The organism is Bacillus sp. JZ109 (genome assembly GCF_053903135.1).
In genome coordinates this window covers 3178993-3197016 of the sequence record NZ_CP096388.1, presented here as the reverse complement: position 1 = coordinate 3197016, position 18024 = coordinate 3178993, and the positions used below count along the sequence as shown (strand labels likewise).

The window sequence follows — 18024 nt, the reverse complement described above, 5'->3', positions numbered from 1 at the left end:
GACATGACATTAGCCATTATCGGCGGCGGACCTGCAGGCTATGCGGCTGCGGTTTCCGCGGCACAGCAGGGCAGAAACGTGCTGCTTATTGACAAAGGCAAGCTTGGAGGGACCTGCCTGAATGAAGGCTGCATCCCGACAAAGTCTTTGTTAGAAAGCGCAAACGTTCTTGATAAAATCAAGCATGCCGACAGCTTTGGAATCGAACTTCCGGCAGGTGCGATATCAGTCGATTGGAGTAAAATGCAAAGCCGGAAACAACAGGTTGTCAGTCAGCTTGTCCAAGGCGTTCAGTACCTAATGAAGAAAAATCAAATACAGGTTGTAAAGGGAACAGCCTCCTTTCTTTCTGAAAGAAAGCTCTTGATCGAAGGAGAAAAAGGAAAAGAAATCAGAGAGGCGGACCAAGTATTGATTGCCTCCGGATCAGAGCCAATCGAGCTGCCTTTCGCCCCGTTTGACGGCGAATGGATCCTCGACAGCAAAGACGCGCTTTCTCTTTCCGAGATTCCGTCTTCACTAGTCATTGTCGGCGGCGGTGTCATCGGGTGTGAGTATGCAGGGCTGTTCGCCAGATTGGGATCGAAGGTGAACATCATTGAAACAGCGGACCAGCTGATCCCGGCTGAAGACGAAGATATTGCCCGTCTTTTTCAGGAGAAACTTGAGGAAGACGGTGTCGAAGTGCATACCTCATCCAGATTAGAGCGGGTGGATCGGACGGCCAAAACGGCAATATGGAAAAGCGGTCAGCGAGAGTTTAAAACGAAGGCCGATTATGTGCTGGTGGCTATCGGCAGAAAACCCCGTCTTGACGGATTACAGCTTGAACAGGCCGAAGTTGATTTTTCTCCAAAGGGCATTCCGGTGAATGGGCACATGCAGACGAACGTGCCTCATATTTACGCGTGCGGAGATGCTATAGGGGGCATTCAGCTGGCGCATGCCGCTTTTCATGAGGGCATCATCGCTGCTTCTCATGCTTCCGGAAGGGATGTCAAAGTCAATGAGAAACATGTGCCGCGCTGCATCTATACGTCCCCGGAAATCGCTTGTATCGGAATGACAGAACGTCAGGCAAGAAGCATATACGGCGATGTGAAAATTGGCGAATTTCCTTTTTCCGCAAACGGCAAGGCACTCATTAAACAGCAAGCGGAAGGAAAGGTCAAATTCGTGGCTGAACCGGAATTCGGCGAAATCGTAGGTGTCTCGATGATTGGCCCGGACGTAACCGAGCTCATCGGCCAAGCGGCAGCGATCATGAATGGTGAGATGACGGCAGATATGGCGGAGCATTTTATCGCCGCGCATCCGACTTTATCGGAAACATTGCATGAGGCGCTGTTAAGCACGATCGGGCTTGCAGTACATGCATAATAAAGGAAAAAGCAGGTGCATGGATATAAGGCGCCTGCTTTTTTATTGTTGAAAGCGCTTTATTTTTCCCCTACAATAGATGAAAACGGCGTGTAAGGGAGGAGCGATCAAGGAAATGAATTCGGTCCCAAACGATTTGCAAACCTGGAAACGTTTTGTGAAAGACGGTGTGCTTGACGAAGCCCGATTAAGAAAACGGATTGCCGAGTCATGGCATCGCTGCAAAAAAGCTGAGGTCAATCCTTATTTAGAAAAAGGCCCGAAGGTTTTACAGCAAACGGAGCTGGATCAGCAGTCAAAAAAACATTCATTCTTCTTGACGACCGCAAAGCCTTACCTCGAAAAACTGCTGCCTGCCATAAAAGAAATGGAAATGATGGCGCTGCTAATTGATTCAGACGGTGTTGTTCTGGCATTGGACGGCCATTCCCGCGCGCTCTATGAAGCCAAACGCATCAACTTTGTCGAAGGGGCATGCTGGACGGAAACGGCTGTCGGAACAAATGCGATTGGCACGGCGCTCCACATTAGCGAGCCGGTTGCGATACAAGGATCAGAGCATTACTCCATTGCTTCCCATCTTTGGAACTGTTCAGCCGCTCCGATTCACCATGAGGATGGCAGCCTTGCGGGTGTGATTGACATATCGTGTCCGGCGGCAGGCGCTCATCCTCATATGCTCGGTATTGCCACTGCGATCGCCTATGCAGCTGAACGGGAACTCGCAGCTAAAAGCCGTGAGAAAGAGCTCGAGCTGATCAGCCGTTTTGGAGAGAGGGCTGCATCCAGTGTGCCGATGGTGCTATGCAATAACAAGCAGCACATCATCAGTGCGAGCATACCGATTCGAACCTCAATGCCGGATTGGCAGGGCCGGCACCTGTATGAGTTGAAGGAACGGGGCTACTCAATCGAAAAAGCTGTCACCATAGGAGATGGCGGCACTTGTTTTTATCTTTCGGAACATAAGAAAAAGAAGGTGTTTCGATTCAATGGAGTGATCGGGAAAAGCGGCCGATCGCAAGCGATGCTGATGAACCTTGAACGTGCAGCTGCGGCAGATGCAACGGTCTGTTTGTCGGGCGAAACTGGTACGGGAAAGGAAGTCGCGGCTCGCGCTCTTCATGAGAACAGTGAGAGACGTCACGGTCCGTTTGTTGCTGTCAATTGCGGAGCGATTCCGTCTGATTTGATTGAAAGCGAACTGTTCGGATATGCAGAGGGCGCTTTTACGGGAGCGAAACGAAATGGCTATAAAGGCGCCTTTCAAAAAGCGAATCAAGGCACATTATTTTTAGATGAAATCGGGGAAATTTCCCACTCGATGCAGGTTGCACTTTTACGGGTGCTTCAGGAACGCAAGATAACGCCAATCGGCGGGACGAAAGAAATTCCGGTTGATATCAGAGTTATTGCCGCCACACATTGTGATTTACGCGAGCTTGCCGAAAACGGAAAAATCAGAGAGGACTTGTTTTACCGTCTTCATGTCTATCCAATTGAACTCCCTCCATTACGCGATCGCACCGAGGATATCCCGGACCTCTTTGAGTACTACAAACAGAAGAATCATTGGCCAGGCGAACTTCCTTCTGATTTTTGTAATGTGCTGAAGCAATGGAAGTGGCCGGGGAATATCCGTGAGCTGTTTAATGTGTTTGAACGTCTTTCTATCAGATTTCCGGACGGCAAGCTGAGGGATGAACCGCTACCCGCTTTACTGGAAGCCGCTGGATTGCCGGCCAGCTCTGCAGAAAAAAAGCCGGCTGCTGCCGGCGTGCTTACCTTTCGTGAGCAAATCCAAAAGGATATGATGATCAAAGCGCTTGAATCAGCAAAAGGAAACGTCTCTCAAGCCGCAAAAATCAGCGGGATCCCCCGAAGCACTTTCTACAAACGCCTGAAAAAATTCAACTTGTCCGCTGAATCATAAAGCATACTTCCTTCAGGAAATGGAAACGTTATGTATTGAAGGAGGGTGTTACGATGAATATTCAAAGGGCGAAAGAAATTGTAGAATCTCCCGACATGAAAAAAGTAACATACAACGGCGTTCCTATATACATTCAGCACGTGAATGAAGAAACTGGAACAGCAAGAATTTATCCGCTTGACGAACCGCAAGAGGAGCATGAAGTGCAGCTGAACAGCTTAAAAGAGGATTAAACAAAAATGGCCCGCTTCATAAGCAGGCCATTTTGTTATCCGCGCGGCGCAAATAAAATAACACAGACACCGATGAGACAAATGAATGCGCCGATCCAGTCATACAGATCAGGTGTTTTCCGGTCAACAAGCCATCCCCACAGGACCGCAAGCACGATGAATACTCCGCCATAAGCGGCGTATACACGGCCGAAAGATGGGAAGGACTGAAACGTCGGAAGAATGCCGTATACAATGAGGATCAGCGCCCCGGCGATTCCGTAGCCGGCTGGCTTTGCCTCTCTCAGCCATAGCCAAACCAGATATCCGCCGCCAATTTCGGCAAGCCCTGCCGCGAGAAATAAAAGAATGGTAATCAGCATCATGAGCACTCCTCAATTTGCATTTATCTTTCATTATAGAGGAGGAGAGCTTTTAAAGCTTCGGATGATTCTCAAATTCCTTCAAATACGCTTTTCGCTGAACCTCTGTAAATTGGCTGATCCAATTGTTTTGAGCCTCTTCATTCAAATGGGGAAGGATATAGCGTTCAACGGCTTCGAAAAACAGCGGATTCGCGATGATGTTCCAGGTCGGGATGCGAACGATATTGCCGTCTGTTTTCTCGATGATAATATCCTCAAAAAAGATCCCTTTCAAACTGTATTGATGGCGTCCCATATAAAGCCGCTTCACCTCGGAAAACAGTACGCTGCGCTTTCTCGAAAAGATCTCGCCATTAGGTCCGGTCTTTATGCTGAAAATGACATTTCCACGGCTTGTGAAGGCAGGAAAAGCCATAAAGAATGTGATCAATCCATAAATCATCGCCAGTAATCCGCCGCCCAAATAAAGCAGGGCATATTTAGATTCAAACGTGAGAGCTTCAGACACCAGCCAGACGCCCACAATAAAGGCGCCCCATGTAGCGAGGAACAGCCAAGCCCTTAGAAACATCATGCTTTTTACTTCAATCATGTGCTGCCCCTAAAGCTTCGGATGATTCTCAAATTCCTTCAAATACGCACTGCGTTGGATGTCTGTAAACTGTCCGATCCAATTGCTTTTCGCCTCTTCATTCAGATGTGGAAGGATATAGCGTTCAACCGCTTCGAAAAACAACGGATTCGGAATGATGTTCCAAGTGGGAATGCGAATGGTCTTCTGATCAACAGTTTGGATCAATATATCTTCTTGGAAAATTCCTTTTAGACTAAATTTATGGCGGCTCATCTCAATTTTCTTGATATCAGTAAACGTAACAGACACTTTGTCAGTGAACACTTCTCCATTTTTTCCTGTCTTGATGCGGAAAATGGTATTTCCCCGCGGGGTGAAAGCCGGAAAGAAGATGATAAATAAATATAAACAAAACAAGGTGAACAGAAAGCCAGCAGGAATGGCTAATAGGTAATATTTCGTTTGAAACGTAATACCCATATAAAAGAGCCACAAACATGCTAATCCCATACCGGCAGATCCGACAAAAGCCCATATTCTCAGGAACATTTTGCTTTTGACTTCAATGATTTCTTGGTTTTTCAATGCTTTTCTCCTTTTGTTAATTCAATTCTTATCATTTTGAAATGATTTGATTTACAACATCCTTATGAGCAGGGAGGATAGAAAATTCATTCTGGGTGATGCCTGTGACAAGCCAAGTATGGTGGGCCCCCGGCAGGACAAATGCCATGTCAGCCACTTCAGGAGTGTTATCTTTGCCATATGCCAGACGCATAAGTGTATCCATTTTCCCTTTCCGCAAAGCCAGATCATTTGCAAATCGGGTAACGTCCTCTTGGTGGTCATGTTTTTCAAGGAACTCTTTTAGATATGAAGGGTTGTCTGAAGCGCCCTCCAAGAGTTTTTCAAATTCATTTGATGTCAATGTCACAATCGATTCTCTTTTATCCTCTGTATCTATTATATGTAAAAACTCATCTGTCTTAGCAAGTAACCCTTCACTTGATTCCATTTTTGTAATGCGATGGACTTGTTCATCAAAAAGGAGTTCGTGAGAGTAGGTGCCGAATTTTGATACATGGCAGGACACATTCTGTTCGGCGCCTTGCCCGTTAAATTTAGAAAGCTTCACTGTATAGTCAGCGTCGTTTAATACATGGATAAACGGACAGTACTCGTCCTTTAACCGATATTGATGGTTCCGATATTCCGCTGCATCCTTAGCTAAGAGTGAGCGGCAAGCTGCTTCGAACAAAGCGCCGAGCTGTTCATCTTCTATTTCCGGAAAATAGGCCTGCTTCAAGGCCATCCCCTGTTCAAAAAACCCTTCGCTGTAAAAGCAAAATAAGAGTTCTTCTATGCTAATTGTAAACTGCTTCATTGTTTATTCTCCTATCCAAATGAAAATTTCCCTTTAAGGAAATGGGTTGCGCCGTGTATAAGCGAATCCGCTGTTTTCTTTGCTTTTTCCATTCCTTTTTTTGCGCTGTCTATCCCTTTATGTATCGATTTATTCGCCGCATCTATGCCGTCATTCACTGATTTGACGACTTTGCCGGCTGATTCCAGCCCTTTTTTGGCTGTATCAACAACAGCATGGATCGGTTCTTTCAGCTTTAAGGCTGCTTTTTCAGCAAAACCGGCTGTATATTTGGCGATTTGTTCTCCGACGACTCCGCCAATGTATGAACCTGCTGCCCCAAGAAGGACAGTACCCACAGGTCCTGCAAAGCTTCCGATTGCACCGCCGATGACAGCACCAGCTGTGGCACCGCCGGCAACAAAAATCGTATTATTCACAGCATTCCCGACGGCCTTGGCGTTTTCACGCTTGAGAACTTCGGGTTTGTCCTGGTATTTTGCATAATTTTCAGCAATTTTCACGCCTGCTCCGAATGTTTCGGTCGCACCGGTAATCAGTGTGGCGGTAATGGCATTTCCTTTCGCGAATCTCAAGCCCGTTTTTCCCACATCCTTCAAAGTGGAGCGTACGCCGGCTTCATTAAGAAATCCTTTTGTGTAGCTTCTGACGCTGTTTGAAAAATCCACCGTGTCCTGAGGGAAGTATTTTGTAAACTTTTTATGTACCAAATCTGAAAAAGGACGGTTTGTCTTTTTCAACAAATATTTAGGATTCAAAAGCACTCTTGCCGCTTTTTGATAACGTGAGCTGTCAACGGCCCTGGAAATATCCAAGAGCAGTTTTGAGTGCTGTGCTGTATGCAAGCCGCTTGGCTGTTTCACAAATTTCGTAAGCCCTAATCCGTAATATTTTCCCTGCGTCAGCATAAGGGCGGTTAAGCTTGTCAACGTACCGTATTTGTCGTAGGCATTGTAGAGCTTTCGCAAAATATCATCTTGTTCCACAAATTTATCGCCCGTTTTTCTGATGAAAATCTCATTGTCACTCAGCTTGGTGACGAGCGCCTTTCCTGAGCTCCACGCATCGCCCACTCCGGAAAAACAGCTGCTGTAGCGGGGATCGCATTGCAAAATCATCTGCCCCAGCTCCACATGCAGGTCCTTATATTTGTTTTCCATATCAGTTAATTCAGTGACTACATCATTTGCAAGCTGTTCGAGCTTATCCGGATCAACTGCAATGTTTCCTGACACACCGTTCACCTCCCGAGTTTATGTCTTTCCTCTCTTGCTTTACGCTCCAGTTCTTCCATTCTGGCAATTTCAGCTTTTCGTTCTTCTATTTTGACAGCGGCAGCCTTCAGCTCTTGGCTTGTTTCAAGCAGCTCCTGTTCGAATTGATCGTAGGCGGCTTTCGTTTCCTCGAAATCCTGGTCAAACGAATCTCTTGCTTTGCCCTGCCAAGCATCTCCCAATGCAGATAACCGGGATTCAAGCAGCATTTTGGAGCTTCTGACCTCTTCTGCGGCCGCACTATACTTGTTTGCCAGCTCAATGACTTTATATGAGTCCAACTTTTGTCCCCTGCCTTTTCTAAATTCACGCACAATTGGATGTTTTATATAAATGATTATAAATAATTCGGCATGTATCCGAATCGTACAAAAGAACCTTTTCATAAGAATTGGAAGGGCGTATATTCACTTAAAATTCACAGTTGGTGAGACTTTAAGATTACAAAAAAGGTAAAAAAACCAAATCTCTCAGACATAAGGCAAATGAGAAATTTCCCGCTCTATGGGAAAAAACACTAAAGTTGATCAAATGACCTAAGTTCGCCAAACGTGTTACGGGACGGGCTATCTCGTGGTATAAATGGAATTGTAAACGTTATCAAGGAGGTCGTCATATGAAGAAAAAATCATTCTCAATCGTAATAGCGGGCGGAGGGAGCACTTTCACTCCAGGGATCGTACTCATGCTCTTGGACCATTTGGAGGAGTTTCCGATCAGAAAGCTGAAGCTGTATGATAATGATAAGGAGAGACAGGATCGAATTGCAGGCGCCTGTGATGTTTTTATCAGAGAAAAAGCGCCGGATATTGAATTTGAAGCGACGACTGACCCGGAAGAAGCTTTTACAGATGTCGATTTTGTTATGGCGCACATCAGAGTAGGGAAATACGCGATGCGTGCGCTTGATGAGCAAATTCCGTTAAAGTACGGAGTTGTCGGCCAGGAGACGTGCGGGCCGGGCGGGATCGCATACGGTATGCGTTCGATCGGCGGTGTGCTTGAGATATTAGATTACATGGAAAAATACTCGCCTGATGCGTGGATGCTCAATTATTCCAATCCGGCGGCGATTGTGGCTGAAGCTACGAGACGCCTTAGACCGAATTCTAAAATTCTCAATATCTGTGATATGCCGGTTGGGATCGAAGACCGGATGGCGCAAATTCTTGGCTTAGCTTCAAGAAAAGAAATGAAGGTCCGCTATTACGGATTAAATCACTTCGGCTGGTGGACATCAATTCAGGATCAAGAGGGCAACGATTTAATGCCGAAGCTGAAGGAGCATGTATCTCAATACGGCTATATTCCGAAAACAGAGGCTGAAGCGGTGGAGGCGAGCTGGAATGACACATTCGCCAAAGCGCGTGACGTGCAGGCCGCAGATCCTGACACACTGCCGAATACGTATTTGCAATATTATTTGTTCCCGGATGATATGGTGAAAAAATCAAATCCGAATCATACGCGGGCAAATGAAGTGATGGAAGGTCGCGAAGCTTTTATTTTCAGCCAATGTGACATGATTACACGTGAGCAGTCCACGGAAAACAGCGAAATCAAAATAGATGACCACGCATCATATATCGTTGATCTTGCCCGGGCGATTGCCTACAACACAGGTGAAAGAATGCTGTTGATCGTTGAAAATAACGGCGCAATTGCGAACTTTGACCCGACTGCGATGGTCGAGGTGCCATGCATTGTCGGCTCAAATGGGCCTGAACCGATTACCGTCGGCACCATTCCGCAATTCCAAAAAGGGCTTATGGAGCAGCAGGTATCCGTTGAGAAGCTGACTGTTGAAGCGTGGGCGGAGAGATCGTTCCAAAAGCTGTGGCAGGCGCTAATCCTGTCAAAAACAGTGCCGAACGCGCGTGTGGCAAGACTCATTCTCGAGGATTTAATGGAGGCCAACAAAGACTTCTGGCCTGAGCTTGATCAAAGCCCGACCCGTATATCATAACTGAAATTCCCCCATTTTCGAATCTGTAATTGTATATAATAGAAAGAAAATGGGGGGATCTGATATGCAGCTCGAAGAACTGATCAATCAGCACTACAGCAAATTGAATGACAACGATTTTCATATTTTAAAATATATATTGAATCATAAGCACACATGCTATCACCTTGGAATCGACGCGCTTGCCAAAGCTTGCAGTGTATCGCGTTCCTCAATTTTACGGCTTGCCCAAAAGCTCGGTTTCAGCGGTTACAGTGAATTTCGCGTCTTTTTAAAGTGGGAAGATCAGCCGGAAGAAGGCGAGAGTATGAGTTTTGAAAAGCTGCTTGATGATATTGAAGCAAATTTGAAGTTCTTAAGGACAAAGGACATGACGGACATGTGCCAGCTGATTGATGAAGCTGACCGCATTTTCGTCTACGGTTCTGGAAATGCGCAAAAGATATGCGCCCGCGACCTGCAAAGAATGTTTATTCCGCGTCATCGCTATCTTATTTTAATTGAAGACACAAATGAATTTAATCTGATGCGCGGGGATTTTAAAGTGAACGATCTGTTTATCATCATTTCTCTTTCCGGAGAAACACCGGAGCTGATTCCTCAGGCAAGAATGCTTTCTGCAAAGGGTATTCCCTTTATTTCCATTACGAATTTAAAAAACAATGTCCTCGCCCAGCTGACTCCGCATAATCTTTATGCGACAAGCAAACCTGTGACATTAAGCGATAAAACGGAAATTGTCGCTTTTGCACCGTTTTTTCTCGTTGGCGAAGCATTGTTCCGCGCATATGTTGATTACAAAGAGGCAGAAAAAAATGACAATGAGTAGCAGGGGGTTCTGGTATGATGCAAAAAATTCAGCGCTTTGGAAGCGCGATGTTTGTGCCTGTTTTATTATTCGCGTTCGCCGGCATTATCGTCGGTATCAGCACGCTCTTTAAAAATAAAACCCTCATGGGACCGCTCGCCGATCCTGACGGTTTTTGGTATCAGTGCTGGTATATCATTGAGCAGGGCGGCTGGACTGTCTTTAACCAAATGCCGCTCTTATTCGCCATTGGCATCCCGGTTGCTATGGCGAAGAAAGCTCAGGCACGCGCTTGTTTGGAAGCGCTTACTGTCTACCTGACATTCAACTATTTTGTCAGCGCGATATTGACGGTATGGGGAGGAGCATTTGGCGTCGACATGAATCAAGAGGTCGGCGGAACGAGCGGGTTAACGATGATTGCGGGCATAAAAACGCTCGATACCAACATTATCGGAGCCATCTTTATTTCTTCGATTGTCGTCTTTTTGCATAATCGCTATTTTGATAAAAAACTGCCCGATTTTCTCGGCATCTTTCAAGGCTCAACATATATCGTGATGATTTCCTTCTTTATTATGATCCCAATTGCCTTGGCTGTGTCTTATATTTGGCCGATGGTTCAATCGGGAATCGGCTCGCTTCAAAGCTTCCTGGTTGCTTCTGGGGCGGTGGGCGTTTGGATATACACGTTTTTGGAACGGATTTTAATTCCGACCGGCCTTCATCACTTTATTTACACGCCGTTTATTTATGGCCCGGCTGTAGCGGAAGGCGGGATCGTCACGTATTGGGCACAGCATCTCGGCGAATATTCGCAAAGCGCCAAACCGCTGAAGGAGCTCTTTCCGCAAGGCGGATTCGCGCTTCACGGCAACTCGAAAATCTTCGGTATTCCGGGTATCGCCCTGGCTTTTTATGTGACAGCCAAAAAGGAAAAGAAAAAACTCGTCGCAGGGCTGCTGATTCCTGTCACACTGACAGCGATTGTCGCCGGTATTACAGAGCCAATTGAGTTTACGTTCTTATTCATTTCACCTTTCTTATTTGCGGTTCACGCCGTGCTTGCCGCCACAATGTCGACAGTTATGTATATGGCCGGCGTCGTCGGAAATATGGGAGGCGGACTGATTGAGGCGGTGACCTTGAACTGGATTCCGCTCTTTGGCAGCCACGGTATGACATATGTGTATCAAATTTTGATCGGGCTCTCGTTTACAGCAATTTATTTTTTCGTCTTCAGATTTTTAATCCTCAAATTCAATATCGCTACACCAGGACGGGAAAAGGATGAACAGCAGGAAACAAAGCTGTATTCGAAAAAGGAATACAGAGAAAGAAAAAACAAGGATGAAACGGCCTCCGCTGCTGAAACTGCTGATGACACCGCTTTTCTGTATATTGAAGCGCTGGGCGGAAAAGACAACATCACTGAAGTCACAAACTGCGCCACCCGCCTCAGAGTCAGTGTCAAGGATGAAACAAAGGTTGAACCCGACAGCGTATTCCGCGCGCTTGGCGCACACGGCGTTGTCAGGAACGGGAAGGCGTTTCAGGTAATTATCGGATTAAGCGTACCGCAGATGCGGGAGCGTGTGGAAAAATTACTAAATGAATAGGTGAAATTATTTGATCAGTGCGCTGTTTAAAGACAGCGCTTTTTTGTTTGTCATACGTTTGCCACTTATAAGTGCAAGGGATGTTATGTTTCTTAAAAACTGAAACCAATAGGGGGAGTAAAAATGGAAAATTATACAACGTTTTTAGGTCTTTACAAACCTGAAAGCACTGAAAGTATTGAAATTGATTCCAAGCTTGCCGAGAATTTCGAAACGATTGATAGTAAAATTGGGATTGCATTAAGTAATGGAATAACAACTTTTGAAAACTTAAATGAAAGACTCAAAATGTATGAGAACAGATTTGAGTACCTTGATGAACGAAACGTAATGGATTATGGAGCTAAAGGAGACGGGGTCACAGATGATACGCAAGCATTTCATGATGCGATGGCCGAAGGTGGCTATCTCATAAAAGTCCCTGCAGGCGTATTTAGGGTATCTGGCTTGCTCGTTCCTTCGAATACAATGCTGGTTGGAGCGGGTAAAAAAAGGACCATCATCAAGTTATTAGACGATACGCCAGTTGGTCACTCTGTACTCACCAATAGTGATCATACAAATGGTAATGAAAATATCTACATTGGACATTTGACACTGGACTGGAATAAAGATACGCGTCCTGCTGGATGGAAGATCCCTAAGGGGCCCACTTCAAGCTGCTTGCTTTTTGCAAATGTGGATTACTCTTTTGTAGAGCATGTTTTTGCAAAAAATGCCGGCCTTCACGGGTTTGATGCTACAAGCCCTAATTATAACAGACACGGAGAAAATGATGATCCTACCTTTTATCAGCCTGGTGGCTGCAACTTTGTAACCTTCTCATATTGCGAAGCAACAGGCTCTGGCGATGATAATTTCACATGTCACTTTGGAAAGCATACGACTTTCAGTCATTGTCTTTCTTACCATCCGATGGGGTTAAATGATGGGTCTTCAAATACAAACTGTTTTGAAATCGATGATGGCTCTCAGGATGTAATGATTGATAGCTGCATCGCAATTGGAGGAGTTCGAGGATTTGAAATTAAAGCTCATGATTATGCTCCGGCTGCAAAAAGAGTTCAACTTGTGAACTGCCGTGCCTATGAAAATGCAATTAGTTTTTGCATTCGGCATATAGGACACCACACAGCAAGTGATCCTCAATCAGCATCAGCTCATGACGTTCAGCTGGCTAACTGTATCGCATATAACCCTAAGCCGAGTGATCTGTACAAAGGGGCAGGGCCGAATGCATTGCAAATTTCAGGTTACGATGGCGTCAATGTGGTTAATTTTCATGCTATATGCGATGATTCCTCCATTAACTATAAGGGAAATTCAGTCGTAAGCGTGTATTATAAAGGGCGTCTAATCAATTTAAAGAATATAACGATTCGAGGATTTAAAACTGCTGATAATGATCTTTATATTGTAGGTGGCGACAATTCTGTCGGCAAGGTAATGATTGATGGTGTGACATTGATCGATTCAGCCGAAAAGGGTGTTGTTTTTGGGAGCGGTATGTACGAATCTGTAGTTAGTAATGTATGGGGGCAAAGATCGCCTAAAAATAACAGTGGTACAGTTGGGATTTTTTCTGTTGACCCTGATCTTAATGTTTCTAATTGTGACTTTTCAGGCTACGAAACAGATTTTAAGATTGGCGGCGTTGTGACGCCGTACTTTTTGTTTAAACATAAAGGAAGCGGGATTATTGGCTCTCGTGATTCCCACGCTACTGGAAATAATAATTTTGTAGCTGGATCTGTTCGAAGCAGAGCAACTGGGGCTGCTCAATCTTCTGTGATAGCCTCATATAATACGATCAATCCGAACTCAGACTCAGTTGCTCTAGGATGGGCAAGTGGGAGCACACCATCCTCATCAAACAGAAAGATAGAATTTCATGCAAAAGATGGAACGATTAAGGCTTCAGGAAGCATAAAAAGTTCCCAAACGTTCTCGGATTACGCTGAATATTTTGAGAGCCTAAGCGGTGAAAAAATTCCGGCAGGAACCCTAGTTACTTTGGAGGGTGATAAAATTAGACCTGCAAAAAAAGGTGACTTTATGCTTGGAGTTATTTCTGAAACAGCTGGTGTGATACTTGGTGAGTCAAGCTTCCATTGGTCTGGAAGATACCTGAAGAATGATTTTGGCGGGTATATTTATGAAAAACAGAAAGGTGCCAATGGCCAAATCGTCATGGCGCCTATGGAAAACCCTGATTATAAGCCAGATAAGAACTATGCCTCTAGGGAAGAGAGGGATGAATGGAATGTTGTGGGCCTTGTAGGACAGGTTTATGTAAGATGCGACAGCACAGTAGAAGCCGGAGACTTTATTCAAGCGCATAACAACGGAATTGCTACAAAAACGGTATCTCCTAAACAAAGGTGGCAGGTCATGAGAGTCATCAAAGAGTTCGACAAAAGTAAGGGATATGGAGTGGTTTTAGTTTTTATTCGGTAACATTAAAATGTACAGATTCTAAATAGAGTGCTTAACAATGCACTCTATTTAGAGTTTTAATTAGATTTTAGAAATTTTTCACCGCATTTTTATGAGATTATATTCCTCGCAAAAAGGTCTTCATTTTAAAATTTATCTTTTTCATTATTCCTACGGTTCCAGCAATCTTCCTAATTTATCTAAGTCTATCCAGCACCTCAACTTGAGTAGAGTAAAATCTTTGATATTTTTTAATGAACGCAGATCAGCAGTGAATAGCTCTTGAATAAAAGATAAAGTGATTTTGGTTATCGATAAATTCAGTGCTTTTCTATGCTTTCATAACACTTCATGACAGTAAAATTCTTTCATCAAGCCCTATAAACAATTAAAATAAAAAGTACATATTGCTAAAAGGGGTTTGGAGGCTTTTACATGCAAAAGGCTTTGTCGTTTTTAAAACCATATTCATTGCTGGCGGGAATTGCTCTGATTCTTATGTTGACGGAGCTTGCAGTTGAACTGATGCAGCCTTTATTGATTGCAAAAATCATCGACGATGGGATATTGAAGCAAGATCTGCGGCATGTATGGATATGGGGCGCGGTCATGATCGGGCTGACCGTGTTATCCTTTGCGGCGGGGATGCTGAATTCCTTTTATGCCGCCCATGTCAGCCAAAGCTTTTCCTATGATACGAGAAAAGGGCTTTTTCAAAAAATCCAGTCCTTCTCCTATTCCACATTTGGACAGTTTTCGTCCTCTTCTTATATTACAAGGCTGACAAACGACGTCACACAGGTTCAAAATATGATTTTTATGAGTTTGCGGTTTATGCTGCGGGCTCCCTTAATGATTGCAGGCGGCATTGTGCTGTCGCTTGCCGTTAATGTGAAACTCGGCTTTTTTCTGCTTGTGACCATTCCGATCCTGATCTTGTTTTTGCTATGGGTATTAAGGAAAGGCGGGGCACTGTTCCGCTCAGTGCAGAAAAGGCTGGATCAAGTGAACACTATCATGCAGGAAAATTTAACTGCAATCAAGCTGATCAAAGCGCTGCTTCGCGGCAGCCACGAAGTCAAACGATTTATCAAAGCCAACACAAGGCTGATGGAAAAAACGGTTTCGGCCTTTCAGCTTGTGGAATTCACGATGCCTGTACTGATGCTTTTGATGAATCTCTGCATCCTTTTGATTTTGTGGGCGGGGTCCTACAGTATCACGAGCGGAAGCACTCAGGTCGGCGATGTTGTTGCGATTATTAACTACGCAACACGAATTACGGGCGCGCTTTCGATGTTTCCGTTTTTGATTATGATTTTCACCAGGGCGAAAGCTTCAGGGGATAGAATCGGCGAGGTGCTTGAAACAGAAGGCGATGAGCGGGAGGAAGGCATCATATCTGATCGTTTGTCAGGACGGATTGAGTTTCAGCATGTATCCTTTCGCTATCCTGAAATGGACAGAGAAGCGCTCAGGGATGTCTCATTTTCTACAAAGCCAAGAGAAACGATCGCGATTCTCGGTGCGACGGGCTCGGGCAAGTCCACGCTTTTTCAGCTCATTCCGCGGCTTTATCAGCCGGATTCAGGCCGCATTTACATAGATAAAAAGCCGGTTCAAGATTTTCCGGCTGAAGGGCTGCGCAGGCAAATTGGATATGTACCTCAGGAAGTCCTCTTGTTTTCCGGCACAATCAAAGAAAACATCGCTTGGGGCAAAGAAAATGCTTCACTAGATGAAATAATAGATGCGGCCAAACATGCGCAAATTCATGAAACGATTTTGAAGCTCCCAAATGGATATGACACAGTTTTGGGGCAAAGAGGCGTCAACCTGTCCGGCGGCCAAAAACAGCGAATTTCCATTGCGCGGGCACTGATTAGAAAACCGGCTATCCTTCTATTAGATGACAGCACAAGCGCGCTTGATCTGCAAACGGAGGCGAAGCTGCTTGAAGCAATCAGCACATACCATTGCACAACTTTGATCATTACACAAAAAATAACCACGGCGATGAAAGCTGATCAGATTTTGCTGCTTGAGGACGGCGAACTGATTGAAAAAGGCACTCATAGTGAGCTGCTTTCTGCATCTCAGTTATACAAGCGTATTTACGAGTCACAATTCGGAAGGGAGGGGAGCGAGTCATGCTAAAAGACATCCGCAAGCCTTTCCAATATCCCAAACTGCCAATTGACAAAAAAGAAGGCGCGAAAAAGCGGGCGAAAGCAAAGGATACAAAGGGCACACTGAGACGAATCTGGTCTTACTTGGCTGAACGAAAAGGACTGCTCGTACTTGTCATGCTGATGGTTGTCATCAGCGCGATATTCGGGCTCCTTGGCCCCTTTGTGATCGGAAAGGCCATTGACCATTTTATCGTCGGGAAAACGGTCAGCGGCTTGATTCCTTTTTTGCTTCTTCTGCTCGCTATCTATATCATTCAGTCCCTGTCGCTTTGGTTTCAAAACTATTGGATGATTACGATCTCGCAGGGCACGGTTTTCAGAATGAGAAGCGAATTGTTCACCCATCTGCATGAGCTGCCGATTCCATTTTTTGATAAACAGCGGCACGGCGAGCTGATGAGCCGGGTGACGAATGACATCGAAAATGTCAGTTCTACCTTAAACACGTCAGTCATTCAAATTTTGTCAAGCGTGATCACCTTTGTCGGGACGATTGCGGTGATGCTGTACATGAGCCCGCTCCTTACATTGATTACGCTGACCATTATTCCGGTGATGGCAGCGAGCCTGAAATGGATCACCAACCGAACGGGAAAGCTGTTTAAAGAACAGCAGAAAAACCTTGGTGATCTGAATGGGTATATTGAGGAATCTGTTTCAGGCGCAAAGGTCATCAAAGCATATTCACGTGAGAAGCAGATTACTGCTGAATTTCTCGAAAAAAACGCTGCACTCAAGACGTCGGGCTTTTGGGCGCAGACGATTTCCGGGTTTATCCCGAAGGTCATGAACTCTTTGAATAACTTAAGCTTTACAATGATAGCGGCAATCGGCGGTTTGTTTGCGCTGAAAGGCTGGATCTCGATCGGCTCCATCGTCGTCTTTGCCGAGTATTCAAGACAATTTACACGCCCTTTAAACGATCTGGCCAACCAGTTTAATACGATGCTGTCCGCAATCGCCGGCGCTGAACGGGTGTTTGACGTGCTTGATGAAAAAGAAGAGCGCGAGGATGAAAAGAACGCCGTGCATCAGCCCATCCAAACAGGCAGCATTGAATTCCGGGATGTGTCCTTCGGTTACGATAAAGGGCAGCAGACACTGAAGCATTTACAGTTTACCGTGCCTGCGGGGCAGTCCATCGCGTTTGTCGGACCGACGGGGGCGGGGAAGACAACCGTCACTAACCTTATCGCCCGTTTTTACGAGCCTAACGAAGGAAAAATTTTAATCGACGGTACAGATATTAAAACCCTTACTAGAGCAAGCCTGAGAAAAAACATGGGGTTTGTTCTTCAGGATTCTTTCTTATTTCAGGGAACGATCAGAGAAAACATTCGCTACGGCAGGCTTGATGCTTCTGATCAGGAAGTCGAAGCCGCTGCAAAAACAGCGAATGCCCATAGTTTTATTGAAAGGCTGCCAAAAGGGTATGACACCGTGCTGACGCAAAACGGTTCGGGCATCAGTCAAGGACAGAAGCAGTTGATTTCTATAGCGAGGGCGGTGCTTGCCGATCCGGTTCTTCTCATTTTGGATGAAGCGACAAGCAACATTGATACCGTTACAGAAGTCAACATTCAAGAAGCGCTCGCCCGTTTAATGGAAGGAAGAACAAGCGTCATCATTGCCCACAGGCTGAACACCATTCAAAGAGCGGACCAGATTGTGGTGCTAAAAGATGGTGAAATGATTGAAAAAGGCAGCCATGACGAGCTGATTCGGCAAAAAGGATTTTACAGTGACTTATATGAAAGCCAATTTGAGAAATAGACCTTTGTCCTGCACAGAGGTCTTTTTTGTTACAGTTTTATAGTACTTTTATTTCATTTTCGTAAAATGTAACGAAATTACTTGACG

15 protein-coding genes are annotated in these 18024 nt (G+C 45.2%); 9 read left to right on the top strand and 6 right to left on the bottom strand.

Annotated elements, in window-relative coordinates; genetic code table 11:
* Positions 1 to 3: 3 nt before the first annotated feature.
* The 3 genes from acoL (at position 4) to M1D94_RS16910 (ending at position 3546) form a co-directional block, all read left to right on the top strand.
* Complete coding sequence (gene acoL / locus M1D94_RS16920) at positions 4 to 1380, top strand: acetoin dehydrogenase complex dihydrolipoyl dehydrogenase (RefSeq protein ID WP_456270291.1); 1377 nt, start codon at positions 4 to 6, stop codon at positions 1378 to 1380.
* Between the two features lie 115 nt (positions 1381 to 1495).
* A complete protein-coding gene (gene acoR, locus M1D94_RS16915) occupies positions 1496 to 3313 on the top strand; it encodes an acetoin dehydrogenase operon transcriptional activator AcoR (protein WP_124048460.1) in 1818 nt (605 codons plus the stop codon).
* Positions 3314 to 3366: 53 nt separating this feature from the next.
* Positions 3367 to 3546 (top strand): small acid-soluble spore protein H, encoded by a 180-nt coding sequence (locus tag M1D94_RS16910; protein WP_003244276.1) that lies wholly within the window; start codon positions 3367 to 3369, stop codon positions 3544 to 3546.
* 35 nt (positions 3547 to 3581) lie between these two features.
* On the opposite strand, the gene M1D94_RS16905 is transcribed toward M1D94_RS16910, so the two are convergent.
* Genes M1D94_RS16905 through M1D94_RS16880 form a run of 6 tightly spaced genes read right to left on the bottom strand, consistent with a single transcriptional unit; the run spans position 3582 to position 7424 of the window.
* Positions 3582 to 3911 (bottom strand): YnfA family protein, encoded by a 330-nt coding sequence (locus M1D94_RS16905; RefSeq protein ID WP_010886445.1) that lies wholly within the window; start codon positions 3909 to 3911, stop codon positions 3582 to 3584.
* 49 nt (positions 3912 to 3960) lie between these two features.
* Positions 3961 to 4503, bottom strand: a complete 543-nt coding sequence (locus M1D94_RS16900; protein WP_172861565.1) for a YfjD family protein — start codon at positions 4501 to 4503, stop codon at positions 3961 to 3963.
* A gap of 9 nt (positions 4504 to 4512) precedes the next feature.
* Positions 4513 to 5070 carry a YfjD family protein gene (locus tag M1D94_RS16895; protein WP_003244496.1) on the bottom strand — a complete coding sequence of 186 codons (558 nt, stop codon included), beginning with the start codon at positions 5068 to 5070 and terminating at the stop codon, positions 4513 to 4515.
* 31 nt (positions 5071 to 5101) lie between these two features.
* Entirely contained in the window at positions 5102 to 5869 is a 768-nt protein-coding gene (locus M1D94_RS16890) for a hypothetical protein (protein ID WP_003243767.1), read from the bottom strand.
* An 11-nt stretch (positions 5870 to 5880) separates the two neighbouring features.
* On the bottom strand, positions 5881 to 7104 hold the full coding sequence (locus M1D94_RS16885; protein WP_014476173.1) for a hypothetical protein: 1224 nt from the start codon (positions 7102 to 7104) through the stop codon (positions 5881 to 5883).
* Positions 7105 to 7109: 5 nt separating this feature from the next.
* Positions 7110 to 7424: a WXG100 family type VII secretion target gene (locus M1D94_RS16880; protein ID WP_003243177.1), complete on the bottom strand. Its 315-nt coding sequence runs from the start codon at positions 7422 to 7424 to the stop codon at positions 7110 to 7112.
* Between the two features lie 335 nt (positions 7425 to 7759).
* On the opposite strand from M1D94_RS16880, the gene glvA reads away from it, so the two are divergent.
* The 6 genes from glvA to M1D94_RS16850 all read left to right on the top strand — a co-directional run bounded on the left by glvA (position 7760) and on the right by M1D94_RS16850 (position 17937).
* Entirely contained in the window at positions 7760 to 9109 is a 1350-nt protein-coding gene (glvA, locus tag M1D94_RS16875; RefSeq protein ID WP_411226304.1) for a maltose-6'-phosphate glucosidase, read from the top strand.
* A gap of 64 nt (positions 9110 to 9173) precedes the next feature.
* Positions 9174 to 9938, top strand: coding sequence for a MurR/RpiR family transcriptional regulator GlvR (glvR, locus tag M1D94_RS16870; protein ID WP_014476181.1), 765 nt, complete (start codon positions 9174 to 9176; stop codon positions 9936 to 9938).
* 14 nt (positions 9939 to 9952) lie between these two features.
* Positions 9953 to 11536 (top strand): PTS maltose transporter subunit IIBC, encoded by a 1584-nt coding sequence (gene malP, locus M1D94_RS16865; RefSeq protein WP_456270290.1) that lies wholly within the window; start codon positions 9953 to 9955, stop codon positions 11534 to 11536.
* Between the two features lie 123 nt (positions 11537 to 11659).
* Positions 11660 to 13993 (top strand): peptidase G2 autoproteolytic cleavage domain-containing protein, encoded by a 2334-nt coding sequence (locus M1D94_RS16860; RefSeq protein WP_049140601.1) that lies wholly within the window; start codon positions 11660 to 11662, stop codon positions 13991 to 13993.
* A 414-nt stretch (positions 13994 to 14407) separates the two neighbouring features.
* Positions 14408 to 16129 carry an ABC transporter ATP-binding protein gene (locus M1D94_RS16855; protein ID WP_124048465.1) on the top strand — a complete coding sequence of 574 codons (1722 nt, stop codon included), beginning with the start codon at positions 14408 to 14410 and terminating at the stop codon, positions 16127 to 16129.
* Positions 16123 to 17937, top strand: coding sequence for an ABC transporter ATP-binding protein (locus M1D94_RS16850; RefSeq protein WP_456270289.1), 1815 nt, complete (start codon positions 16123 to 16125; stop codon positions 17935 to 17937). The genes M1D94_RS16855 and M1D94_RS16850 overlap by 7 nt, the downstream gene beginning before the upstream one ends.
* Positions 17938 to 18024 lie beyond the last annotated feature (87 nt).